Source organism: Streptomyces sp. NPDC008150, assembly GCF_042956945.1.
In the GTDB taxonomy this organism is placed as follows: domain Bacteria; phylum Actinomycetota; class Actinomycetes; order Streptomycetales; family Streptomycetaceae; genus Streptomyces.
Genome location: NZ_JBIBHJ010000001.1, coordinates 592,567 through 609,427, shown reverse-complemented (window position 1 = coordinate 609,427; position 16,861 = coordinate 592,567). Strand labels below are relative to the sequence as shown.

Here is a 16,861-nt window from a genome sequence, read left to right as displayed (position 1 = left end):
CGCCCCGACAACCCACGGAGAACCGATGCGAGCCGTACGTGTCATCAGCGTCGTCGCCGACCTTCAGGTGGACGACCTTGCGTCCGCCGAGGACTTCTACGCGGACTATCTCGGCCTGAGCCGGGAGGAGTTCAGCCTCGGCTGGGTGGCCCGCCGCACCTCCCCCGACACCGGCGCCCACCTCCAGCTCGTGACCCGGGACGCGAGTGCCCCGGAGAACCCGGTGGTCTCCGTCAAGGTCGAGGACGTGGACGCCGCGTACGAGGAGGCCGTGCGGCGCGGCTACGAGATCGTGCACCCGCTGACCGACGAGCCCTGGGGAGTGCGCCGCTTCTTCGTGCGCGCCCCCGACGGCAACGTCCTGAACATCGTGCGGCACCGGGAGTAGCCGCGGCCGGGAGCGGCTACGGGTTCTCCCACGCCGCCGGTTCCGCGGACAGCGCCCGGACCTCGGCGGGCAGTTCGTCCGCCGCGAGGTCCGCGACCGTGACGCCTTCGAGGATCTTGCGGACGTTGGCGCGCAGCGCGATCCACAGCGGCAGCAGCGGTTCGGCGGAGCCGGTGTAGGCGAGGCCGGTCGGGCGTTCGCCGCGGACCGAGACGATCGGGCCGTCGACCGCGCGGACGATGTCCGCGACGCTGATCTCCTCCGCCGGGCGGCCGAGCCCGTAGCCGCCGTTGCCGCCGCGCCTGCTGGTGACCAGGCCGGTGCGGCGCAGGTCGCCGAGGATGCCTTCGAGGAACTTGTGCGGGATGTCCTGCACCGCGGCGATGGACTCCGCCTTCACCGGGCCCCCGCCCTGCCGTACGGCGAGCTCCAGTACCGCCCGTACCGCGTAGTCCGCCCGTGCCGAGATCCTCATGCGTCCATTGTGAGCGGTACGGGGGGCCGCCGCGTGGCCAGGGGCCGCGCCGTCAGCCCGCGAACGCCGGCAGCGCGAGGCCCGAGCCCGCCCCCGGCAGCACCAGCAGGGAGCCCGCGAGCGGCGGCGCGGGGGCCAGGCCGGTACGGGCCGAGGTGACGTAGAGGTCGGTGAGGCCGGCGCCGCCGAACGCGCACGCCGTCGGACGCGGCACCGGCAGCGGCACGACGCGGTCGAGCGTGCCGTCGGGGGTGTAGCGGCGCAGGGCGGCGCCGTCCCACAGGGCGACCCACACGCAGCCGTCCGCGTCCACGGTCATGCCGTCCGGGTAGCCCGCGCCGTCCTCGACCGTCGCGAGGGGGCGGCGGCCGGTGGCCGTGCCCGTGTCCGCGTCGTAGTCGAAGACGTCGATACGGCGGGTGGGGGTGTCGGTGTAGTACATGAGGCGCCCGTCGGGGCTCCACCCGGTGCCGTTGCTCACCGTCACGTCGTCGAGGACGGTGAGCGCGCCGCCGTCGCCGGTGAACCGGGTCAGCGTGGCGCCGCCGGCCGCCTCGTCGTAGCGCATGGTGCCGGCCCACAGCGAGCCGTCGGGGGCGACGGCCGCGTCGTTGGCGCGGCGGCCGGCCACCGGCTCGTGGTGCAGCCAGCGGAACTCCTCGCCGTCGCGGACGAGTCCGATCCCGTCGCGCAGGTTGAGCACCAGGCCACCGCCCGCGCGGGGCTTCGCGGCACCGACGTGCTGCCCGGTGGTGCGGACCGTGCGGTGCCCGGTGGCCGGGTCGTACGTGTACACACGGGAGTTGAGGATGTCGATCCAGATCAGCCGCCGCGCCTCGGCGTCCCAGGTCGCGCCCTCGCCGAGGGCCGCCTCGGCCCGGACGGCCACGTCCACCGTCACCCGGGCGCCACCGGCCGCTGCTTCGTACGTCATGCCACGCTCCGGTGTCCCAGCCGCTCCGACAGTTCCACGGCGCCCTTCGCGGCGAGTTGTTCCAGCTCGCCGCGGCGTTCGTCGCTCCAGCGGATCATAGGCACCGAGATCGACAGCGCGGCGACCACCCTGCCCGTCCGGTCGCGGACCGGGGCGGCCACGCAGGAGACGTCCGGGTTGGACTCGCGGCTCTCCACGGCGATGCCCCGCCGCCGGATCTCCGCCAGCGCCTCGCGCAGGGCGGCGGCGCCGGTGATGCTGTTGGGCGTCATCGCGGGGAGTTCTGCGCCGTCGGGGATGCGGGACGACAGCTCGTGCTCGGGCAGCGACGCGAGCAGCATCTTGCCGACCGAGGTGCAGTGCGCGGGCAGCCGGCGGCCGGCCGCGGAGACCATGCGCACCGCGTGCGTGGAGTCGACCTTGGCGATGTAGATGACGTCGGTGCCTTCGAGGATCGCCACGTGCACCGTCTCGTCGCAGGTCTCGGCGACGGACCGGGCCACCTGCTGGCCCTCGGCCGCGAGGTCGAGCTGCTCGGCGTAGCGGCTGCCCAGCTGATAGGGGCGCACCCCGAGCCGGTATCGTCCGTGCTGTCCCGGTACGGGCACCAGGTAGGAGCGCGCGGCGAGCGTGGTGACCAGCTCGTGGACGGTGGTGCGCGGGAGTTGCAGCCTGCGCACGATGTCCGGGGCGGAGAGGGTCCCGTCCCCGTCGAGGAACAGTTCCAGGATGTCGAAAGCCCGGGTCACGGCTGGTACGAGGCGTCCCACGACCGGTCCCCCTCCCTTAACGGCCAGGCCGTTGCGTCGCGTCGTGTCGTGTCCGGTGTCGTGTCCCGGCGCGTGTGTTCTTGTTCGATATTTCAACAGGCGATCGGGATGACGAACACAGGCTAGTCACGAAGGGTGGTAGGGGCAATGGTCCACAGCGCCTCCCCGGTCCCGCGCGCGACGATGGACCCATGTCACCCGGAGCGCAGCGCACACCACCCGGCACGCCCTTCACCCCGCTCGACTTCCAACTGGTCCTGCTGCGGCGCATGGCCGACCACAACCCGGACCTCGTCGACGGGGCCCGGCACCGGCTGGGCGTCTCGGCCGCCGGCATGCGCGAGGCGAACCGGCGGTGGCAGGCGATGGCCCGCGCACCGCGCGGGCGGTCGGCGGCAGCCCGCTACCGCTCGGTGCTCGGCGCCCCCGAGTCGGTCGTCACGCGCCGCGTCGGCGACCTGGAGTGCGAGGCCCGGCTGTGGCCGGTGCCGCTCTGGCCCGGCCTGCGCTTCGAGGTGCTGCTCGCGCCGAACGGGGCGGTGTGGAACGAGTGGCTGGTCCGCGCGCCCGGCACCCCGGGCCCGGAGCCGGCGACGCTGGACGACCTCGCCCCCTGGTCCTGCACGGTCGACGAGGTCGCCCGCGCGTTCGCCCCGGCCCGCCCGCTGGAGGGCTCGGCGCCCACCCGGTGGGGCCTGGCGTTCACGGCACCGGACGCGGACGGCCGACTCCAGGACTGCGTGGCCGAGTTCACCTGGGGACTGCTGCAACGCACCGCGGTGCGCGGACCGGCGGCGCGGCCGGGTGCCTGAACACGCCTGCGGGGCCGCCCGGTCGAGGACGGCCCCGCAATGCGTGCGCCTGCGCGGCGCGCTGCGGCTCAGCCGTGGAACGTGATGTAGCCGTTGCCGTCCCGGTCGGAGCCCGACTTCGTGTAGGAGTGCACGTCCGCGCGGGTGGCGTTCGGCTTCACCAGGTAGATCGTGTCCTTGGTGTTGTTCCACATGAAGTTGCAACTCTGCCGGTACGCCACGTTGTTGGCGTCCGACTCGGTGCCCTTGCCCCCGCGCAGCTTCACGTAGTCGCCGGGCTGGAGGTAGTGGTTGGCGGTGAAGGCGAAGCGGTTGCCCGCGGCGTCCTTGACCACGTACCCCTTGAGGTTCACCGTCGCGGTCTTCGAGTAGTTCTCGATCGTCAGGTATTCCTGCTTGGTGTTGCCGGTCGCGCACGCGTTGGAGTCCGTGCCCGGCGCGTCGTACTGGATGCCGTGGATCTTCAGGGCCGAGCTGTACTCGGTGGCCTGGGCCGGCGCGGCGAGCACGAGGGCCGTCGCGCAGGCGGCCGCGGCGACGCCCATGTGGCGCAGGTGAATACGCATGAGGTTCCCCCCTCATTGGTGCGGTTGAAGCTCCGTGAGCCTACACATCACGTGAGGTCCGGGTGAACGGAACGTGGTGATCCCGTGAAGGCCGCCGCCCGGCCCGGGTCAGCGCCCGGCCGCCGCCATGACCGCGGCGGCCACCGCCCGGACCGACCCCGGGTGCAGCCACAGGAAGAAGTTCGGCTCCACCAGCTCCAGTTCCATGACGACGGGCCGGCCGTCGTCGCCGTCCACCAGGTCGACCCGCGCGTACAGCAGCTCCCGGCCGGTGGACGCCGCGTCGGGCACCGCCGCCAACGCCCTTTCGGCGACGCCCCGTTCGGCCTCGGTCGGGGTCCACCGTTCGAGGCCGGGGTGGGCCACCTTGCGCTCGTCGTAGGGCGTGCCCGGCGTGAGGACCGCACCCTTGCGGCTGGCGTGCAGGAGCCCGCCGCCGACGTAGAGGAGCGCCCGCTCCCCCGTGACGTCGATGTTCCGGGCGTAGGGCTGCACCATCGCGGTGAGGCCCTCGGCGTGCATCCGGGCGATCTGCGCCCGCGCGGCAGGGAGTTCACCGGGCAGGTACCGGGCGGCGAACCGGGCTCCGGCGCCGGAGGTCGGCTTGACGACGAACTCGTGGTCGCCGGGCAGCTCCACCGGCTCGCCGGGGGCGACGTACCGGGTGGACACGGTCGGCACGCCCGCGGCGGCGAGTTCGCCGAGATAGCGCTTGTCGGTGTTCCAGCGCACCACGGCCGCCGGGTTCACGATGCGGGTGACCTGCCCGCACTTCTCCGCCCAGGCGACGAACTCGGCGGCCCGCCAGCTGTAGTCCCAGGTGGAACGGATCACGACGAGGTCGAAGGCTGCCCAGTCGACGGCGGGGTCGTCCCAGACCCGGGCGGACGCCTCGGCCCCGGCCCGGCACAACTCCTCGACCAGCACCGGGAGATCGCGGTCCGGGTTGACCTGGGGCGCGGTACGGCAGGTGGCGAGGGCGACGCGGGGCTTGCGGGGCACGGCTGGCTTCCTCCTGTACGGGCTCGCCGCCGACGGGGCCCCGCCGGCGGTCCGGGCGGGCGGCCGCGGTGTCGTGGGACGGCCGCCCCTGCCATTCTCTCCCCGGCCGTCACGGCCGCCGGGCACCGCTTGACCTTCCCCTTCGGTGAAAGCCCAGCATCGGTCGTGGAAGAGGAACGGAAGAGGTCGGAGCACCCCATGCGGAACCAGGACAGTGAGTACGGCGTCGGCCGCTCCGGCGGCGACGGCCGGGGCGGAGGCCCCGATGCCGCAGCGGCCGGACTGACGATCGGCGCCTTCGCGAAGGCCTGCCGGCTGTCGCCGAAGGCGCTGCGCCTGTACGACGAGCTGGACCTGCTCAAGCCCGCCCGGGTCGACCCGTACACCGGCTACCGCTACTACGCGCCCGCCCAGTTGGAGCGGGCGCGGCTGGTGGCGTGGCTGCGGCGGATCGGGATGCCGCTGGCCGCCGTGCGGACGGTGTGCGCCCTCGAACCGCACGCCGCCGCCCGGGAGATCCGCGCCTACTGGTCGCGGGTCGAGGCGGAGACGGCGGTACGACGCGACCTCGCCGCGTTCCTCGTCGACCAGTTGACGGCGGCATCGGCGACCGCGCCGCCCGCCGCCGCACCGAGGAAGGACACCACCATGCTCGAACTCCGTTACTCCGCGCACTCGGACACCGGACGCGTGCGCCCCGCCAACCAGGACAGCGTCTACGCCGGCGACGGACTGCTGGCCGTGGCCGACGGCTTCGGCACGGCGGGAGCGCCCGCCAGCACCGCCGCCGTGACCGCGCTGCGCACCCTGGAGAGGGCCGACCTCCCGGCGGGCGAGGTGCTCAACCTGCTGAAGGACACGGTGCGGGACGCGGCCCGGACGGTGGAGGGACTGGCCGACGGACCGGACGGCACGGCGGGCACGACGCTGACCGCGCTGCTGTGGACGGGCTCGCGCCTCGCCCTCGTCCACATCGGCGACTCGCGCGCCTATCTCCTGCGCGACGGCGGCCTGTTCCGCATCACCCACGACCACACCGTGGTCCAGTCGCTGATCGACGAGGGCCGGCTGACACCGGAGGAGGCCGCGACCCACCCCCAGCGGTCCCTGCTGCTGCGGGCGCTCGGCGCGGACGGCGACGCCGCCGTCCCGGACACGGGGCTGCACGACGCGCTGCCGGGCGACCGCTACCTGCTCTGCTCGGACGGCCTGACCTCCGTGATCGCGGAGAGCGCGGTCCGCACCCTCCTCGACCCGGCCGCCTCCGCCACCCCGGACGACGCGGTGCGCGCCCTGGTCACGGCGGCGAACGACGCCGGCGGCCCGGACAACGTGAGCTGCGTGGTCGCGGACGTGGTGGAGACGGCGGCCTGACGCCCCGCCCCCGGCAGGCCGCCCGTCCCGCCCGCCCCCGCTCGGGCCCTGTCACCGCCGCTGCCCGCGGTGCGAGGATCACGGGATGTCGGTCATCGGAACGGCCTCGCACCTGAACCTGGCGGCGGACACCCTGCCACCGCTCGTCGCGCGGGCGGTCGACACCGCCCGCGCCCAGGACTTCGCGTACTCCTGCCGGCCCGAGCAGGGGCGGCTGCTGCACGCCCTCGCCGGGGGCGCCCGCCGGATCGGCGAGACCGGCACCGGCTGCGGTGTCGGCCTCGCCTGGCTCCTGGCCGGCGCACCGGACGGCGCCCGGCTCGTCAGCGTGGAGGCGGACCCGGGGCACGCCCGCGTCTGCGCCGGGCTGTTCGGGAGCGTGCCCGGGGTCGAGATCCTCGCCGGGGACTGGCCACGGATCGCCGAGCGGGCACCGTACGACCTGCTGGTGCTGGACGGCGGCGGCATGGGCAAGGCGGACGGCGATCCCCCGGCCGACGTCGGGCGGCTGCTCGCCCCGGGCGGCACAGTCGTCGTCGACGACTTCACCCCGCCCGACGCCACTCCCCCGGAGCTGCGCGAGGCGCTCGACGGCGCCCGGCAACACTGGCTGGAGCACCCGCTGCTGCGCACGGTCGAACTGCGGCTCGCCCCGGACCTGAGCACACTCGTGGGAACACTGCGATCCGGCCACTGAGGCTCAATTCGCCTACTCAGACGTCGAGTTGAGGCCCTGTGGCGGCCCCGTGATCCGAACAGGGGATCACCTGTTCCCTGGAACAGGTGATCGTCGATCTTTCGCTCGTGCGGGGTTCTCGGGGCGGACGATACTGACGGTGCGCGAGCGACGGGCTGCAGACCGTGGTCACGCGTTGTCCCACACAGCTCTACCAAGGAGAAGCACCACCATGAACTTCCTCACCGACGTCCTCGCCGGCCTCGTCCACCTCGTCGGCTGGCTGGTCTGACCCCACGGTCCGACCCCGTCGGAACCGCAGCGGCGCCGTCTCCCCGTCCCAGGGAGGCGGCGCCGCCGTGTGTGCGGTGGTGCGGGAACCGCTACTTCGCCACTCCCACCGCCCGGACGATCTCCTGCTTCACGGAGCCGCCCCTGTCGTCGGCGGCGGAGGCCCGCAGCGAGATGTACCCGGCGTTCTTCGGCACGGTCAACTCACCGTGCCAGGACGCCTTGCCGCCGGTGAGCCGCACGCTCCGCCAGGTCTTGCCGTCGTCGTACGACACGTCGAGCCTGCCGCCGCCGATGGTGCCCGTGGCCGGGGCGCCCACGACGTACTCGGCGTGGATGCCGACCGGCAGCCGGGATCCGGCCCGCACGTCGCCCGCGAGGTCGGTGTCGACGTCGAAGGCGAGGTTGATCAGGGGCAGGAAGGTCCACCGGTCGTCCGGGGTGGCCGCCGAGCGCACCGTCCACTCGGAGTGGCCGGCGGTGGACAGTTCCCAGCGGTCCGCGTCGCGCGTCGTGTCGGTGACGACCTTGTACGTGTGCGTGTCGGCGGGCGCCTCCCACTGGTAGGCGGTCGAGTCGGCGCTGCGGGAGACCAGTTGGCCGTCCTGGTAGAGCGACGTGGTCTGCGCGAGGCCGTTGCCCTCGGTGTAGACGTCGCCGAACCCGGTGTGGTCCGGACCGGAGTCGCCCCAGCCCGGGGTGTTGAACTCCAGGACGCTGCCCGAGCGTTGCTGCCCCCAGCCCAGACCGGTGCCGAGCCACGGGTGCAGCACCGGCTTGAACCAGTCGAGGGTGTCGCGGGTGCCGCCCCGGTAGGAGACCAGGCCGCTGCGCTCCTCCAGCGTGGAGTCGCCGACGACCACGGACTGCATCCACGTCTGCCCCTTGCCGGTGGACACGTAGTCGGTCCGCTCGGCGGGCATGTCGACGTGCTCCAGGAAGCCGATCCCGATCGGGAACGCGTCGGTGATCGAGTACCGGAACTCGCCGCCGCTCTCGTCCCGCGTGGCGTGGAACTTCGAGTCGAGCACGGCGAGTTCACGGCCGGTGGGCCGGTAGGTCAGGTCGCCCTTCGGGACCGCGCCGGTGTGCCCGTCCGAAAGGTCGTACACATAGGGCGTGTTGAGGGTGCCCGTCATGTCGACGGTCCTGGCGGCACGCAGTTTCGCCGCGTCGGCGTTGTTCACCGAGGCGATCTGGAGGGGCAGCGAGGTGCCGTCGTCCGCGCCCCACCAGTCGCTGAGCCGGCCCGCCGCGTCGTCGGAGACGAACAGCGCCCTGGCGCCCGCGGCGGAGGCGGCCCTCGCGAGCGCCGGCGCGTCGGCGCCGTCCGCGAGGTGGGCGAGGACCGCCTTGCCCCGGACGTCGCGCCCGGCGACACCGCCGTCACCCACGTTCACCAGCGGCAGCGTGCGGTGCCCGGTCAGCAGCGTGCCGCCGGCCTGCACGAGCGCGTCGCCGACGCCCTTGACCTCCAGGAACGGCTTGCCCAGCCGCCACACGGTGCGGTACTCGAACGAGCCCTGTGCGACCTTGGTGGTCGGCGCGGCGAAGATGCTGTCGTACTTCAGCGGCACCTGGGCGGTCTCGGTGAGGTTCGCGCCGTTCGCGACGCGGTTGTACTCCATGAGCAACTGCCGGGTCTCCGTGCGCCGCCCGACCACCGCCGACACCTCCTTCAGCTTCCGGGCGTCCAAGGTGATGTCGCGGTCCCCGTCGAGCGTGACCTCCGGGGCCGCGAGGAACCCGATGCCGAGCGAGTCGGCGCCGTGGCTGCCCCGCACGTCGAGGAACGACGCGACGCTGTACGTACCCGGCTTGAGCCGCAGCTCGAGGGTGCCGGAGTCGCCCACCGCCGCCTGCGCCGGGTCGACGCCCGCCGCGAGCTGCTGCACGACCAGGTCGGCGGCCGTCGCGGCGCCGTCACGGTCCTTGACGTGGACGGTGAGCGTGTAGCGCTCGTCCTCCTTGACCAGGCCGAAGGCCGTGTGGGCGACCGGAGTTCCGTCCAGGTCGGCCACGATCTGCCCGCTGGTCTCGCCCACGGGCGCCGCCGCGCCGTCACCGGTGACGGTGGTGGACGCCGTGCCGTGCGCGGGCACGGTCAGGGTGGTGTCGGCGAGGGTCGCGACGCCCTCGGCGGCCCCCTGCGTCGACAGGGTCAACTCGGCAGGCGTGTCACCGGAGTTGCTGTAGGTGAGGGTCTTCGTGACGGGCTTGTCGGCGTCGTAGGGCCAGCTGACGTAGCCGAGGTCGGCGCTGCCGGTCGCGGTGATCCGCGCCTTGACGGCGTCGGGGACGCTGACCCGGCCGGAGCCGAGCGTGTAGACCGAGGCGGTGTCGTCGAGCCGCTTGGACGTCGACATCAGCGCGTCCTTGAGCTGCGCCCCCGTCCAGTCCGGGTGCTCCTGCGCGAGCAGGGCGGCCACTCCCGCGACGTGCGGGGTCGCCATCGACGTGCCGCTCTCGGAGACGTAGTAGCCCGTCCCGTCGACGAGTTGGGAGCGCGCGGCGAGGATGTCGACGCCGGGGGCGGATATGTCGGGCTTCAGCGCGTTGTCGCCGTACCGGGGTCCGGCGCTGGTGAAGTACGCGGCCTGGTCGGCCGAGTCGACCGCTCCGACGGTCAGGGCGTCGTCGGCCGCGCCGGGCGAGCCGATGGAGGAGGGGGCGCCGGTGTTGCCGGCGGCGATGACGAAGAGGGCGCCCGTCTCGGCGGTGAGCGTGTTGACGGCCTCGGCCATCGGATCCGTGCCGTCGCTGGCCTCGGTGGAGCCCAGGCTCATCGAGATGATCTTCGCGTGGACGTCGCGGGCGGCCCACTCCATGCCCGCGATGATCTGCGACTCGCTGCCCTCGCCCGCGTTGCTGAGGACCTTGCCGACCGCGAGCGTGGCGTCGGGGGCGACACCCTTCTCCAGGCCGTCGGACGCGGCGCCGGTGCCGCCGATGGTCGACGTGACGTGGGTGCCGTGACCGTTGAGGTCGGCGACCTCCTCGCCGTCGATGAAGCTCCTGGACTGCGCGACGCGCCCGGCCAGGTCGGGGTGCCCCGCGTCGACGCCCGTGTCCAGCACGGCGACCGTGACGCCCTTGCCGGTCAGCCCGGCCTCCCAGGCGGCGGACGTGCCGATCTGCGCGTTGCTCTCCGCCATGTCGGCGGTGACCCGGCCGTCGAGCCAGAGGCTCTTGATGCCGTCCTGCGCGGTGAACGACTTCCAGAACGAGCGGCCCTTGTCCGCGTCGACGGCGGCACCGCGGACGCTGGGCAGCGACCGGGTCCGCTCGGCGCCGCGCGGGGTCGCCGTGCTCGCGTTCCTGTCGTAGGTGACGATCAGCGGGGTCTCGTCGGTCTTCTGGTCGGTGAGCCCCTGCTTGATCAGCTCGCTCACGTCGAACAGCCGCTTGTCGAGCGTGCCCGCGCGCAGGTAGGGCAGCGCCTCGTCCGGGATCACGCTGATCGTGCCGTTGGAGGTCTGGGTACGTACCGCCCCGGTGGCCCCGCGGGGCCGCTCCACCGCCACGGTCTCCCGGCCGCCGCCGAGGTCGGTGACGGTCACCTTGTCGCCGGTGACGAGGGTGACGGTACGGGTGGCCGTCGCCGTCCTCGCCGTGGCGGGGGTGCTGCCGGTGGCGGGCGGAGTGCCGTTGGCCGCGGCGCTCACGTCGGCCGCGGGGAGCACGGCTAGCACGAGCCCGGCCGACACCGACAACACCGCAGCACCGCGTCTGACTGGTCCTCTGGTCATGCACGCCTCTCTTCGTCTCTGCTGCGACGAGTGTCAGGGGGCTTGTGTTGCAGGGAAGTTGACCGGTCCTGGCGGGTAGGCGCCTGGCGGGTTCCCGCCACCGCCACAGCCGGCGGACAGGCAACCGAAAGCGGACGGAAAGCATCGGCGCGGCGAAACCGGGCGCGCCGGCCGCCCGGAACCGCACGGCCCCGGCCGCACGTCCGTCCGCCGCGGTCAAATCCCCTGCGTCACAATGGAGTTCACCTCAGCACCGCCGAACGGGGCTGGGCCGAGCCGGAGGAGCCCGATGGACGACGTGGTGGAGTTCAGGACCGCGGACGGTGCGGTGGTCATGGTCCAGGGCTCCGGCGGCGGCCTGCCGGCCCCCGGCTTCACGGCGGGCGACGACGTACCGACGCGCGCCGCCCGGACGTTCGAGGGCGCGCTCGACGGGGTGCGCGCGGCGGCCGACTCGGCGCTGCGGGTCTTCCGCGACGGCTCCCTCAAACCCGACTCCGTGGAGCTGGAGTTCGGCGTGACGCTCAGCGCGGAGGTGGGGGCGGTCATCGCCAAGGGGTCGGGCGAGGGACACCTGGTGGTCCGGCTGAGCTGGTCGCCGGCACCCGCACCGGACCGGTCGGCGCGGTCCTCCGCCGCGGACTCCGGCGCCGCGGCTCCGGTCGCCACAACTCCGGTCGGTGCGGGCCCGGTTGCCGACCCGGCGCCCCAACCCGTGCCGCAGCGGCCGTCGTTGCCGCCGCAGCCGCCCCGCCTGCCCGGTTCCGCCCCGCTGTCGCAGCCGGTCGCGGTGGTGGTGGGTCCGCCGGAGGCCGGCGCGGGGAGCCCTCCCGGTCCGGGGGCCGGTCCCGCGGAGCGGCCGGAGGCACACCCGGCCCTCGACCCGACGAGCTGACCCGAGCGGGACGCGGGCGGTTCCGGGAGCGGTTCCCTGCGGGGGCGGAGGCCCGGACCACCGCACCGCGCGGCCTCCTTCCCGGGTCACCGGCTCCTCCGCCGCCCGCCCGCGACGTATACGAAGCCGACTCGCGACGCCAGCCGGAGGCACGCCACCGGCCGCCCCGGCACCGGTGCCGTGCCCGCCCCGCGCCCGTCCCGCGCCGTCCCCCCGACCCGACTCCCGGCCCGTCTCCCGGCCCAGGGCCGGTCGGTGTCCCCCGGCGGAAAGGGTCCCGGAAGCGGGCCCGGAAGAGGCCCGGAAGGGGCCTCGGCGGGAGCCCCCGCAGGGCTCCCGCACAACCACCCGTACGGCCGCACCCCGCACGGCCCATCCCAACAGGCGCTCCGCTCCCGGCGACCGCACGATGCGAAGGGGCCGCCGCCCGGCCGGCCCCCACGGTCCGTGCTCTCGGGAGGATCCGCCATGACCGCAAGTCTGGAGCAGCTGCGTCGCTGCCACTTCGCCGTCGACCTCGGTGCCGCGCGCACCCGCGTCTACGTGAAGGGCGCCGGCCTCGTCGTCGACCAGCCCTCGGCGGCCGCGGTGAACACCCGCACCGGCGCCCTGATCGCGGTGGGCGAGTTCGCCGAGAAGATGACGGGCCGCACCCCCAGCTACATCCGCGTCGTCCGCCCCGTCTCCGGCGGCAGCGTCGTCGACATCGAGATGGCCCAGCGGATGCTGCGCCACCTGATCGGCGACAAGATGCGCCGGGCGCTGCGCCGCAAGCCGCGGCTGCGCGCGGCGGCCTGCACCCCGCACGACGCCGACCCGCTGGCGCAGCGCGCGACGATCGAGACGCTCGTGGGCCTCGGCGCCCGCCGCGTCGAACTGGTCGACACCCTGCTCGCGGCGGCCGTCGGCAGCGGACTGCCGGTCGAGCAGCCCGAGGCGTCGATGATCCTGGTGTGCGGGGCGGCGGCGACCCAGGTCGCGGTGCTGTCGCTCGGCTCCATCGTGACCGCCCAGCGGATGCCGGTCGGCGGCGAGGCCGTGGACAACGCGATCGTGCAACTACTGCGCCACGAGCACGAGTTGATGCTGCCGAGCCAGTCCGTGCGACCGCTCCAGCTCGCCCTGTCGGGGGCCGGCCTCACCACGCAGGGCCCGTCGACCACCGAGATCCACGGACGGGACGTCGCCACGGGCCTCGCCCGTTCCGTGCGCGTCGACACCGCCTCCGTGCGCGACGCCATCCAGCACCCGCTGACCGCCGTGCTCGACGGCATCGGCAAGGTCCTGCGCGACTGCCCGCCCGAGCTGGTCGCCGACCTGGCCGACCGCGGCATCACGATGGTGGGCGGCAGCGCGCTGCTGCCGGGCCTGGACCAGATGCTCCGCCAGGCGACCGGCATGCCGGTGCACATCGCCGAGCGCCCGGACGTCTGCGCGATCCAGGGCCTGGGCGCCATGCTGGAGGGCAAGATCGAACCCCTGGTCCTGAACCCGCTGGCCGCCTGAGCACCCGCCTCCCGGCCCCGGTCCGACGAGCTCGACGTCCCCGTCGCAAGGCCCCGCGCGCCCACGCCCGCGGGGCCTGCGTCGTTCCGGTGGCGCGGCCGACGGCGTGCACGCACCGCTAGTGGACCGAGAAACCGCCGTCGACGAAGATCGACTGCCCTGTGACGTACCCGGAGCCGCGGCCGGCCAGGAACACCGCCGCCGCCTCGAAGTCCTCGGGCAGGCCGTTGCGGCCGACGAACGTGCGCGTGGCCAGCGCCGCCACCTTCTCCGGGTCGGACGACAGCCGCTTGTTGAGCGGGGTCATCACGAAGCCCGGGACCAGTGTGTTGCAGGTGACCCCGTACGGCGACCAGGCCTCCGCCTGCGAGCGGGCCAGCGACTCCAGCGCCCCCTTCGACACCCCGTACGCGCCGCTCTGGACGAACGCGCGGTGGGCCTGCTGCGAGGTGATGTGGATGATCCGCCCGAAGCCGCGCTCGGCCATGCCGGGCCCGAACCGCTGCCCGAGCAGGTGGGGCGCCTCCAGGTTCAGCGCCATCGTGACGTCCCACACCTCGTCGTCCAGCTCGCCCAGCGGCGGACGGAGGTTGACGCCCGCGCTGTTGACGAGGATGTCCGGCTCGCCGAAGACCCGCGCGGCCCGCTCCGCGGCGTCACGCACACCGGCACGGGTGCCGAGGTCGGCGGCGACCCAGGCGGCGCGGCAGCCTTCCGCCGTCAACGCGTCGACGGTGTTGGCGAGTTCGGTCTCGCCCCGGGCCATGATCACGACGTTCGCACCCGCCCGCGCGAGAGCGGTGGCGATGCTCCGTCCGATGCCGGAACTGCCGCCGGTCACCAGCGCGGTCGTGCCGTCGAGCGAGAAGAGTTGGGCGAGGTACTTCTGCGAGGTCATCAGCGCAGCCTAGGACCCGGCCGACGGCGGTCGTCCGGCGGCCCGTGGCCTGCGGCTCGCGGCCCGTGACGTGGCCCGCGGACGCGGCCTCGGCGGGCGGCCGGGGCGGTGGCGGTCAGTCCGCCCGCGCGTCCGTCGCTCCGGGGCCGGGTTCGGAGCCGGGTTCGGGGCCGGGGCCGGGTTCGGGGTCGGCGGGTTCGTCGGCGGCGTCCAGCGCGTCGAGGGCGGTGGCGAGGGTGGGATGCGTGGTGAAGACGTCGGTGGTGCCGGTCACGTCGAGCCGTCTGCGGAAGCTGTCGCAGATGGGTCCCACGAGAGTGACGGTGACGGTGGGGTCCGCGGTGCGGGCGGTGAGGAGGAGACCGAGGAGGAGTTCGTCGCCGAAAGTGAGTCCGGAGAGGTCCACCACCAGGTCCAGTCTGCTGCCGTGGACCTGGTCGAACGCTTCCTCCATGTCCTTGTGGACCTGGAGATCGGCGTCACCGCGCAGGGCGATGACATAGGCGGGGGGAGCATGGTGCCGGGTGGTGACCACCTCTAGGCCGCGGTCGCCCGCGGCGGTGCTGCTCATCGGCCCAGCATGCCACCCCGGCTACTCCGGCGGAGCCGGGGCGGTCAGGACGGGCGCTCGGGGACCTTCAGCGCGAGCAGCGCGGTGTCGTCGCTCGCCCAGTCGCGGGTGTGCGCGGACAGGACCGCGCCGAGGCGTTCCACGGTCTGCGCCGCCGTGAGTCCGGCGCAGTCGGCGAGGGCCGCCGCCAGCGCCCTGTCCCCGAACTGCGGCCGGTGGCCGCCGGGCACCGTGGCGGGCGGCCGGGCCTCGGTGGCGCCGTCGGTGTAGAGCAGCAGCAGGTCGCCCGCGCCGAGCCGGAACCGGACGTCGGCCAGGCGCACGTCGGGCAGTATCCCGAGCAGGGTGCCGTGCCGGCCCAGCGGCTGCACGCGCCCGTCGGCCCGCCGGATCAGCGCGGGCGGGTGCCCCGCCGTGCACAGCCGTCCCGCGACGCCGCCCGGCGTCCGGCGGAAGGTCGCGTAGACGGCGGTGAGGAATCGGGCCTGTCCGACGCGCTGTTCGAGCATGGCGGCGTTGAGTCGTTGCAGCACCTCGGCGGGCGAGACGTGCTGGGTGGCCTCGGCGCGCAGCGTGTAGCGGGCCAGCGCGGTGATCTTGGCGGCCTCGGTGCCCTTGCCGCAGACGTCGCCCATCACCGTGCACCACCAGGGGCCGCGCGCGTGGAAGAGGTCGTAGAAGTCGCCCACGACCGTGGTGCCGCCCGCCGCCGGAAGGTAGGAGGCGGCGGCCTCCAGACCGGGCACCGGGCGCAGCGCGGGCGGCAGCAGGCTGTCCTGGAGGCTGCGGGCCAGCTCGCTGGAGACGGCCAGGGCGTCCTCGGCGGTGGCCAGGGAGGTGCGCAGGTTGATCTCGTTGCTGACCGCGCGGGCCATGGTGGCGAGGGTGGCCAGTTCGGAGGGCTGCCACTCGTGCAGGTTCTCGTCGATCACGCACATGCTGCCCAGCACCTCGCCGCCCGGCCCGAGCACGGGATAACCGGCCCACGCGCCGATCTTCATCGTCACGACGGAGGGGTGGTCGCGGGTGCGCCCGTCGGTCCGGGCGTCGTCGACGACGAACGGCGCGCCGTCGAGTTCGATCAGGTACTGGCAGAAGCTGTCCTCGACCGGGATCTGCCGGTCGCCGGTGCCGGTGCCGCTGGTGGCGGGGCTGTCGACCCCGACGCAGGACTTCCAGAACGAACGCCGGTCGTCGACGAGGGTGACGAACGCCCGCCCGCATCCCGTGACCGCGGCGGCCAGCCCGGCCAGATCGTCGAACGCGTCCTCCGGCCCGGTGTCCAGGAGCCCGGTCGCCCGCACCGCGGCCAGCCGCGCCGGGTCGAACACCTGCCGGGGCAGTCCCCCGGCCGATCGCACTGCCGTCAAGCTCTCCACCAAGTCCCGTTGTCCGCCCCGGCCCCCGGTATTCGCGCGGGAGGGGTCCGGGCCCAGCGTATCGGGGCGGCACGGGCCGGAGGAGCCGTCGGAAAGGAATCGATCCGGGACGCCCCGGGAAGAGCCGGCAAGCCGGGGCGGGCCGTCCCCGTGGACGGCGGACGAGGGGCCGTCGGGCGGCGCACGACGGCCGGGGCGGGCGCGTGGCCAGGGGGCAGGCGGACGCGTGACCCCCGGGGGGCGGGCGGACGCGTGGCCCCGGGGGCGGGGGTTGGGCCTGCGGCCGGGAGTCATGGGTCCCGGGCTGCCCGGGGCCGGGGGCCCCGCCCGGAGAACCGGAGGCCCGAAGCCCGGAGGCCGAAGGCCGCGAGAACCGGAAGCCCGCAGGCCCGGAACCCGCAGTCCCGCAGGCCCGAAGCTCGGAAGCCCGGGTCCCGAGGCGCCCAGGGCCGGGAAGCCGAGAGGCCCGGAAGCCGGAAGGCCCAAAGCCCGGGTCCCGAGGTGCCCGGGGCCGGGCCGCAAGACCGAACGGGCGGCGGCCGGGGACGGAGACGGCGGCGGGCCGGGGCGGCCGC

15 protein-coding genes are annotated in these 16,861 nt (G+C 74.2%); 6 read left to right on the top strand and 9 right to left on the bottom strand.

Annotated features, from left to right (window positions below; all coding sequences use genetic code 11):
• Positions 1-25: 25 nt before the first annotated feature.
• Complete coding sequence (locus ACFZA0_RS02575; protein ID WP_391010011.1) at positions 26-388, top strand: VOC family protein; 363 nt, start codon at positions 26-28, stop codon at positions 386-388.
• Between the two features lie 16 nt (positions 389-404).
• On the opposite strand, the gene ACFZA0_RS02570 is transcribed toward ACFZA0_RS02575, so the two are convergent.
• The 3 genes from ACFZA0_RS02570 to ACFZA0_RS02560 are packed head-to-tail and all read right to left on the bottom strand — an operon-like array spanning position 405 to position 2,567.
• Complete coding sequence (locus ACFZA0_RS02570) at positions 405-863, bottom strand: Rrf2 family transcriptional regulator (RefSeq protein ID WP_391010008.1); 459 nt, start codon at positions 861-863, stop codon at positions 405-407.
• 52 nt (positions 864-915) lie between these two features.
• Entirely contained in the window at positions 916-1,797 is an 882-nt protein-coding gene (locus tag ACFZA0_RS02565; protein WP_391010005.1) for an SMP-30/gluconolactonase/LRE family protein, read from the bottom strand.
• Positions 1,794-2,567, bottom strand: coding sequence for an IclR family transcriptional regulator C-terminal domain-containing protein (locus ACFZA0_RS02560; RefSeq protein WP_391010002.1), 774 nt, complete (start codon positions 2,565-2,567; stop codon positions 1,794-1,796). The genes ACFZA0_RS02565 and ACFZA0_RS02560 overlap by 4 nt, the downstream gene beginning before the upstream one ends.
• 191 nt (positions 2,568-2,758) lie before the next feature.
• On the opposite strand from ACFZA0_RS02560, the gene ACFZA0_RS02555 reads away from it, so the two are divergent.
• Positions 2,759-3,379: a hypothetical protein gene (locus ACFZA0_RS02555; RefSeq protein WP_391009999.1), complete on the top strand. Its 621-nt coding sequence runs from the start codon at positions 2,759-2,761 to the stop codon at positions 3,377-3,379.
• 68 nt (positions 3,380-3,447) lie between these two features.
• On the opposite strand, the gene ACFZA0_RS02550 is transcribed toward ACFZA0_RS02555, so the two are convergent.
• Together ACFZA0_RS02550 and ACFZA0_RS02545 are read right to left on the bottom strand one after the other, a co-directional pair.
• The gene (locus ACFZA0_RS02550; RefSeq protein WP_391009996.1) at positions 3,448-3,945 is read right to left on the bottom strand and encodes a lamin tail domain-containing protein; all 498 of its coding nucleotides are present in this window, start codon (positions 3,943-3,945) and stop codon (positions 3,448-3,450) included.
• Positions 3,946-4,053: 108 nt separating this feature from the next.
• Positions 4,054-4,947, bottom strand: a complete 894-nt coding sequence (locus ACFZA0_RS02545; protein WP_391009993.1) for a RimK family alpha-L-glutamate ligase — start codon at positions 4,945-4,947, stop codon at positions 4,054-4,056.
• A 198-nt stretch (positions 4,948-5,145) separates the two neighbouring features.
• Here ACFZA0_RS02545 and ACFZA0_RS02540 point away from each other — a divergent pair, with 198 nt between their 5' ends.
• Positions 5,146-6,321, top strand: coding sequence for a MerR family transcriptional regulator (locus ACFZA0_RS02540; RefSeq protein WP_391009990.1), 1,176 nt, complete (start codon positions 5,146-5,148; stop codon positions 6,319-6,321).
• An 85-nt stretch (positions 6,322-6,406) separates the two neighbouring features.
• The gene (locus ACFZA0_RS02535) at positions 6,407-7,018 is read left to right on the top strand and encodes a class I SAM-dependent methyltransferase (protein ID WP_391009987.1); all 612 of its coding nucleotides are present in this window, start codon (positions 6,407-6,409) and stop codon (positions 7,016-7,018) included.
• A 362-nt stretch (positions 7,019-7,380) separates the two neighbouring features.
• Here ACFZA0_RS02535 and ACFZA0_RS02530 read toward each other — a convergent pair whose 3' ends face one another.
• The gene (locus ACFZA0_RS02530; protein WP_391009984.1) at positions 7,381-11,037 is read right to left on the bottom strand and encodes a S8 family serine peptidase; all 3,657 of its coding nucleotides are present in this window, start codon (positions 11,035-11,037) and stop codon (positions 7,381-7,383) included.
• A gap of 289 nt (positions 11,038-11,326) precedes the next feature.
• Between ACFZA0_RS02530 and ACFZA0_RS02525 the strand changes: the two genes are divergently transcribed.
• A complete protein-coding gene (locus tag ACFZA0_RS02525; protein WP_391009981.1) occupies positions 11,327-11,932 on the top strand; it encodes a CU044_2847 family protein in 606 nt (201 codons plus the stop codon).
• Between the two features lie 468 nt (positions 11,933-12,400).
• Positions 12,401-13,438, top strand: coding sequence for a rod shape-determining protein (locus ACFZA0_RS02520; protein ID WP_391009978.1), 1,038 nt, complete (start codon positions 12,401-12,403; stop codon positions 13,436-13,438).
• A gap of 118 nt (positions 13,439-13,556) precedes the next feature.
• Here ACFZA0_RS02520 and ACFZA0_RS02515 read toward each other — a convergent pair whose 3' ends face one another.
• The 3 genes from ACFZA0_RS02515 to ACFZA0_RS02505 form a co-directional block, all read right to left on the bottom strand.
• Positions 13,557-14,336 carry an SDR family oxidoreductase gene (locus tag ACFZA0_RS02515; RefSeq protein ID WP_391009976.1) on the bottom strand — a complete coding sequence of 260 codons (780 nt, stop codon included), beginning with the start codon at positions 14,334-14,336 and terminating at the stop codon, positions 13,557-13,559.
• 115 nt (positions 14,337-14,451) lie between these two features.
• Positions 14,452-14,907 (bottom strand): anti-sigma factor antagonist, encoded by a 456-nt coding sequence (locus ACFZA0_RS02510; RefSeq protein WP_391009974.1) that lies wholly within the window; start codon positions 14,905-14,907, stop codon positions 14,452-14,454.
• A gap of 44 nt (positions 14,908-14,951) precedes the next feature.
• On the bottom strand, positions 14,952-16,277 hold the full coding sequence (locus ACFZA0_RS02505) for a SpoIIE family protein phosphatase (RefSeq protein ID WP_391009971.1): 1,326 nt from the start codon (positions 16,275-16,277) through the stop codon (positions 14,952-14,954).
• Between the last annotated feature and the right edge of the window lie 584 nt (positions 16,278-16,861).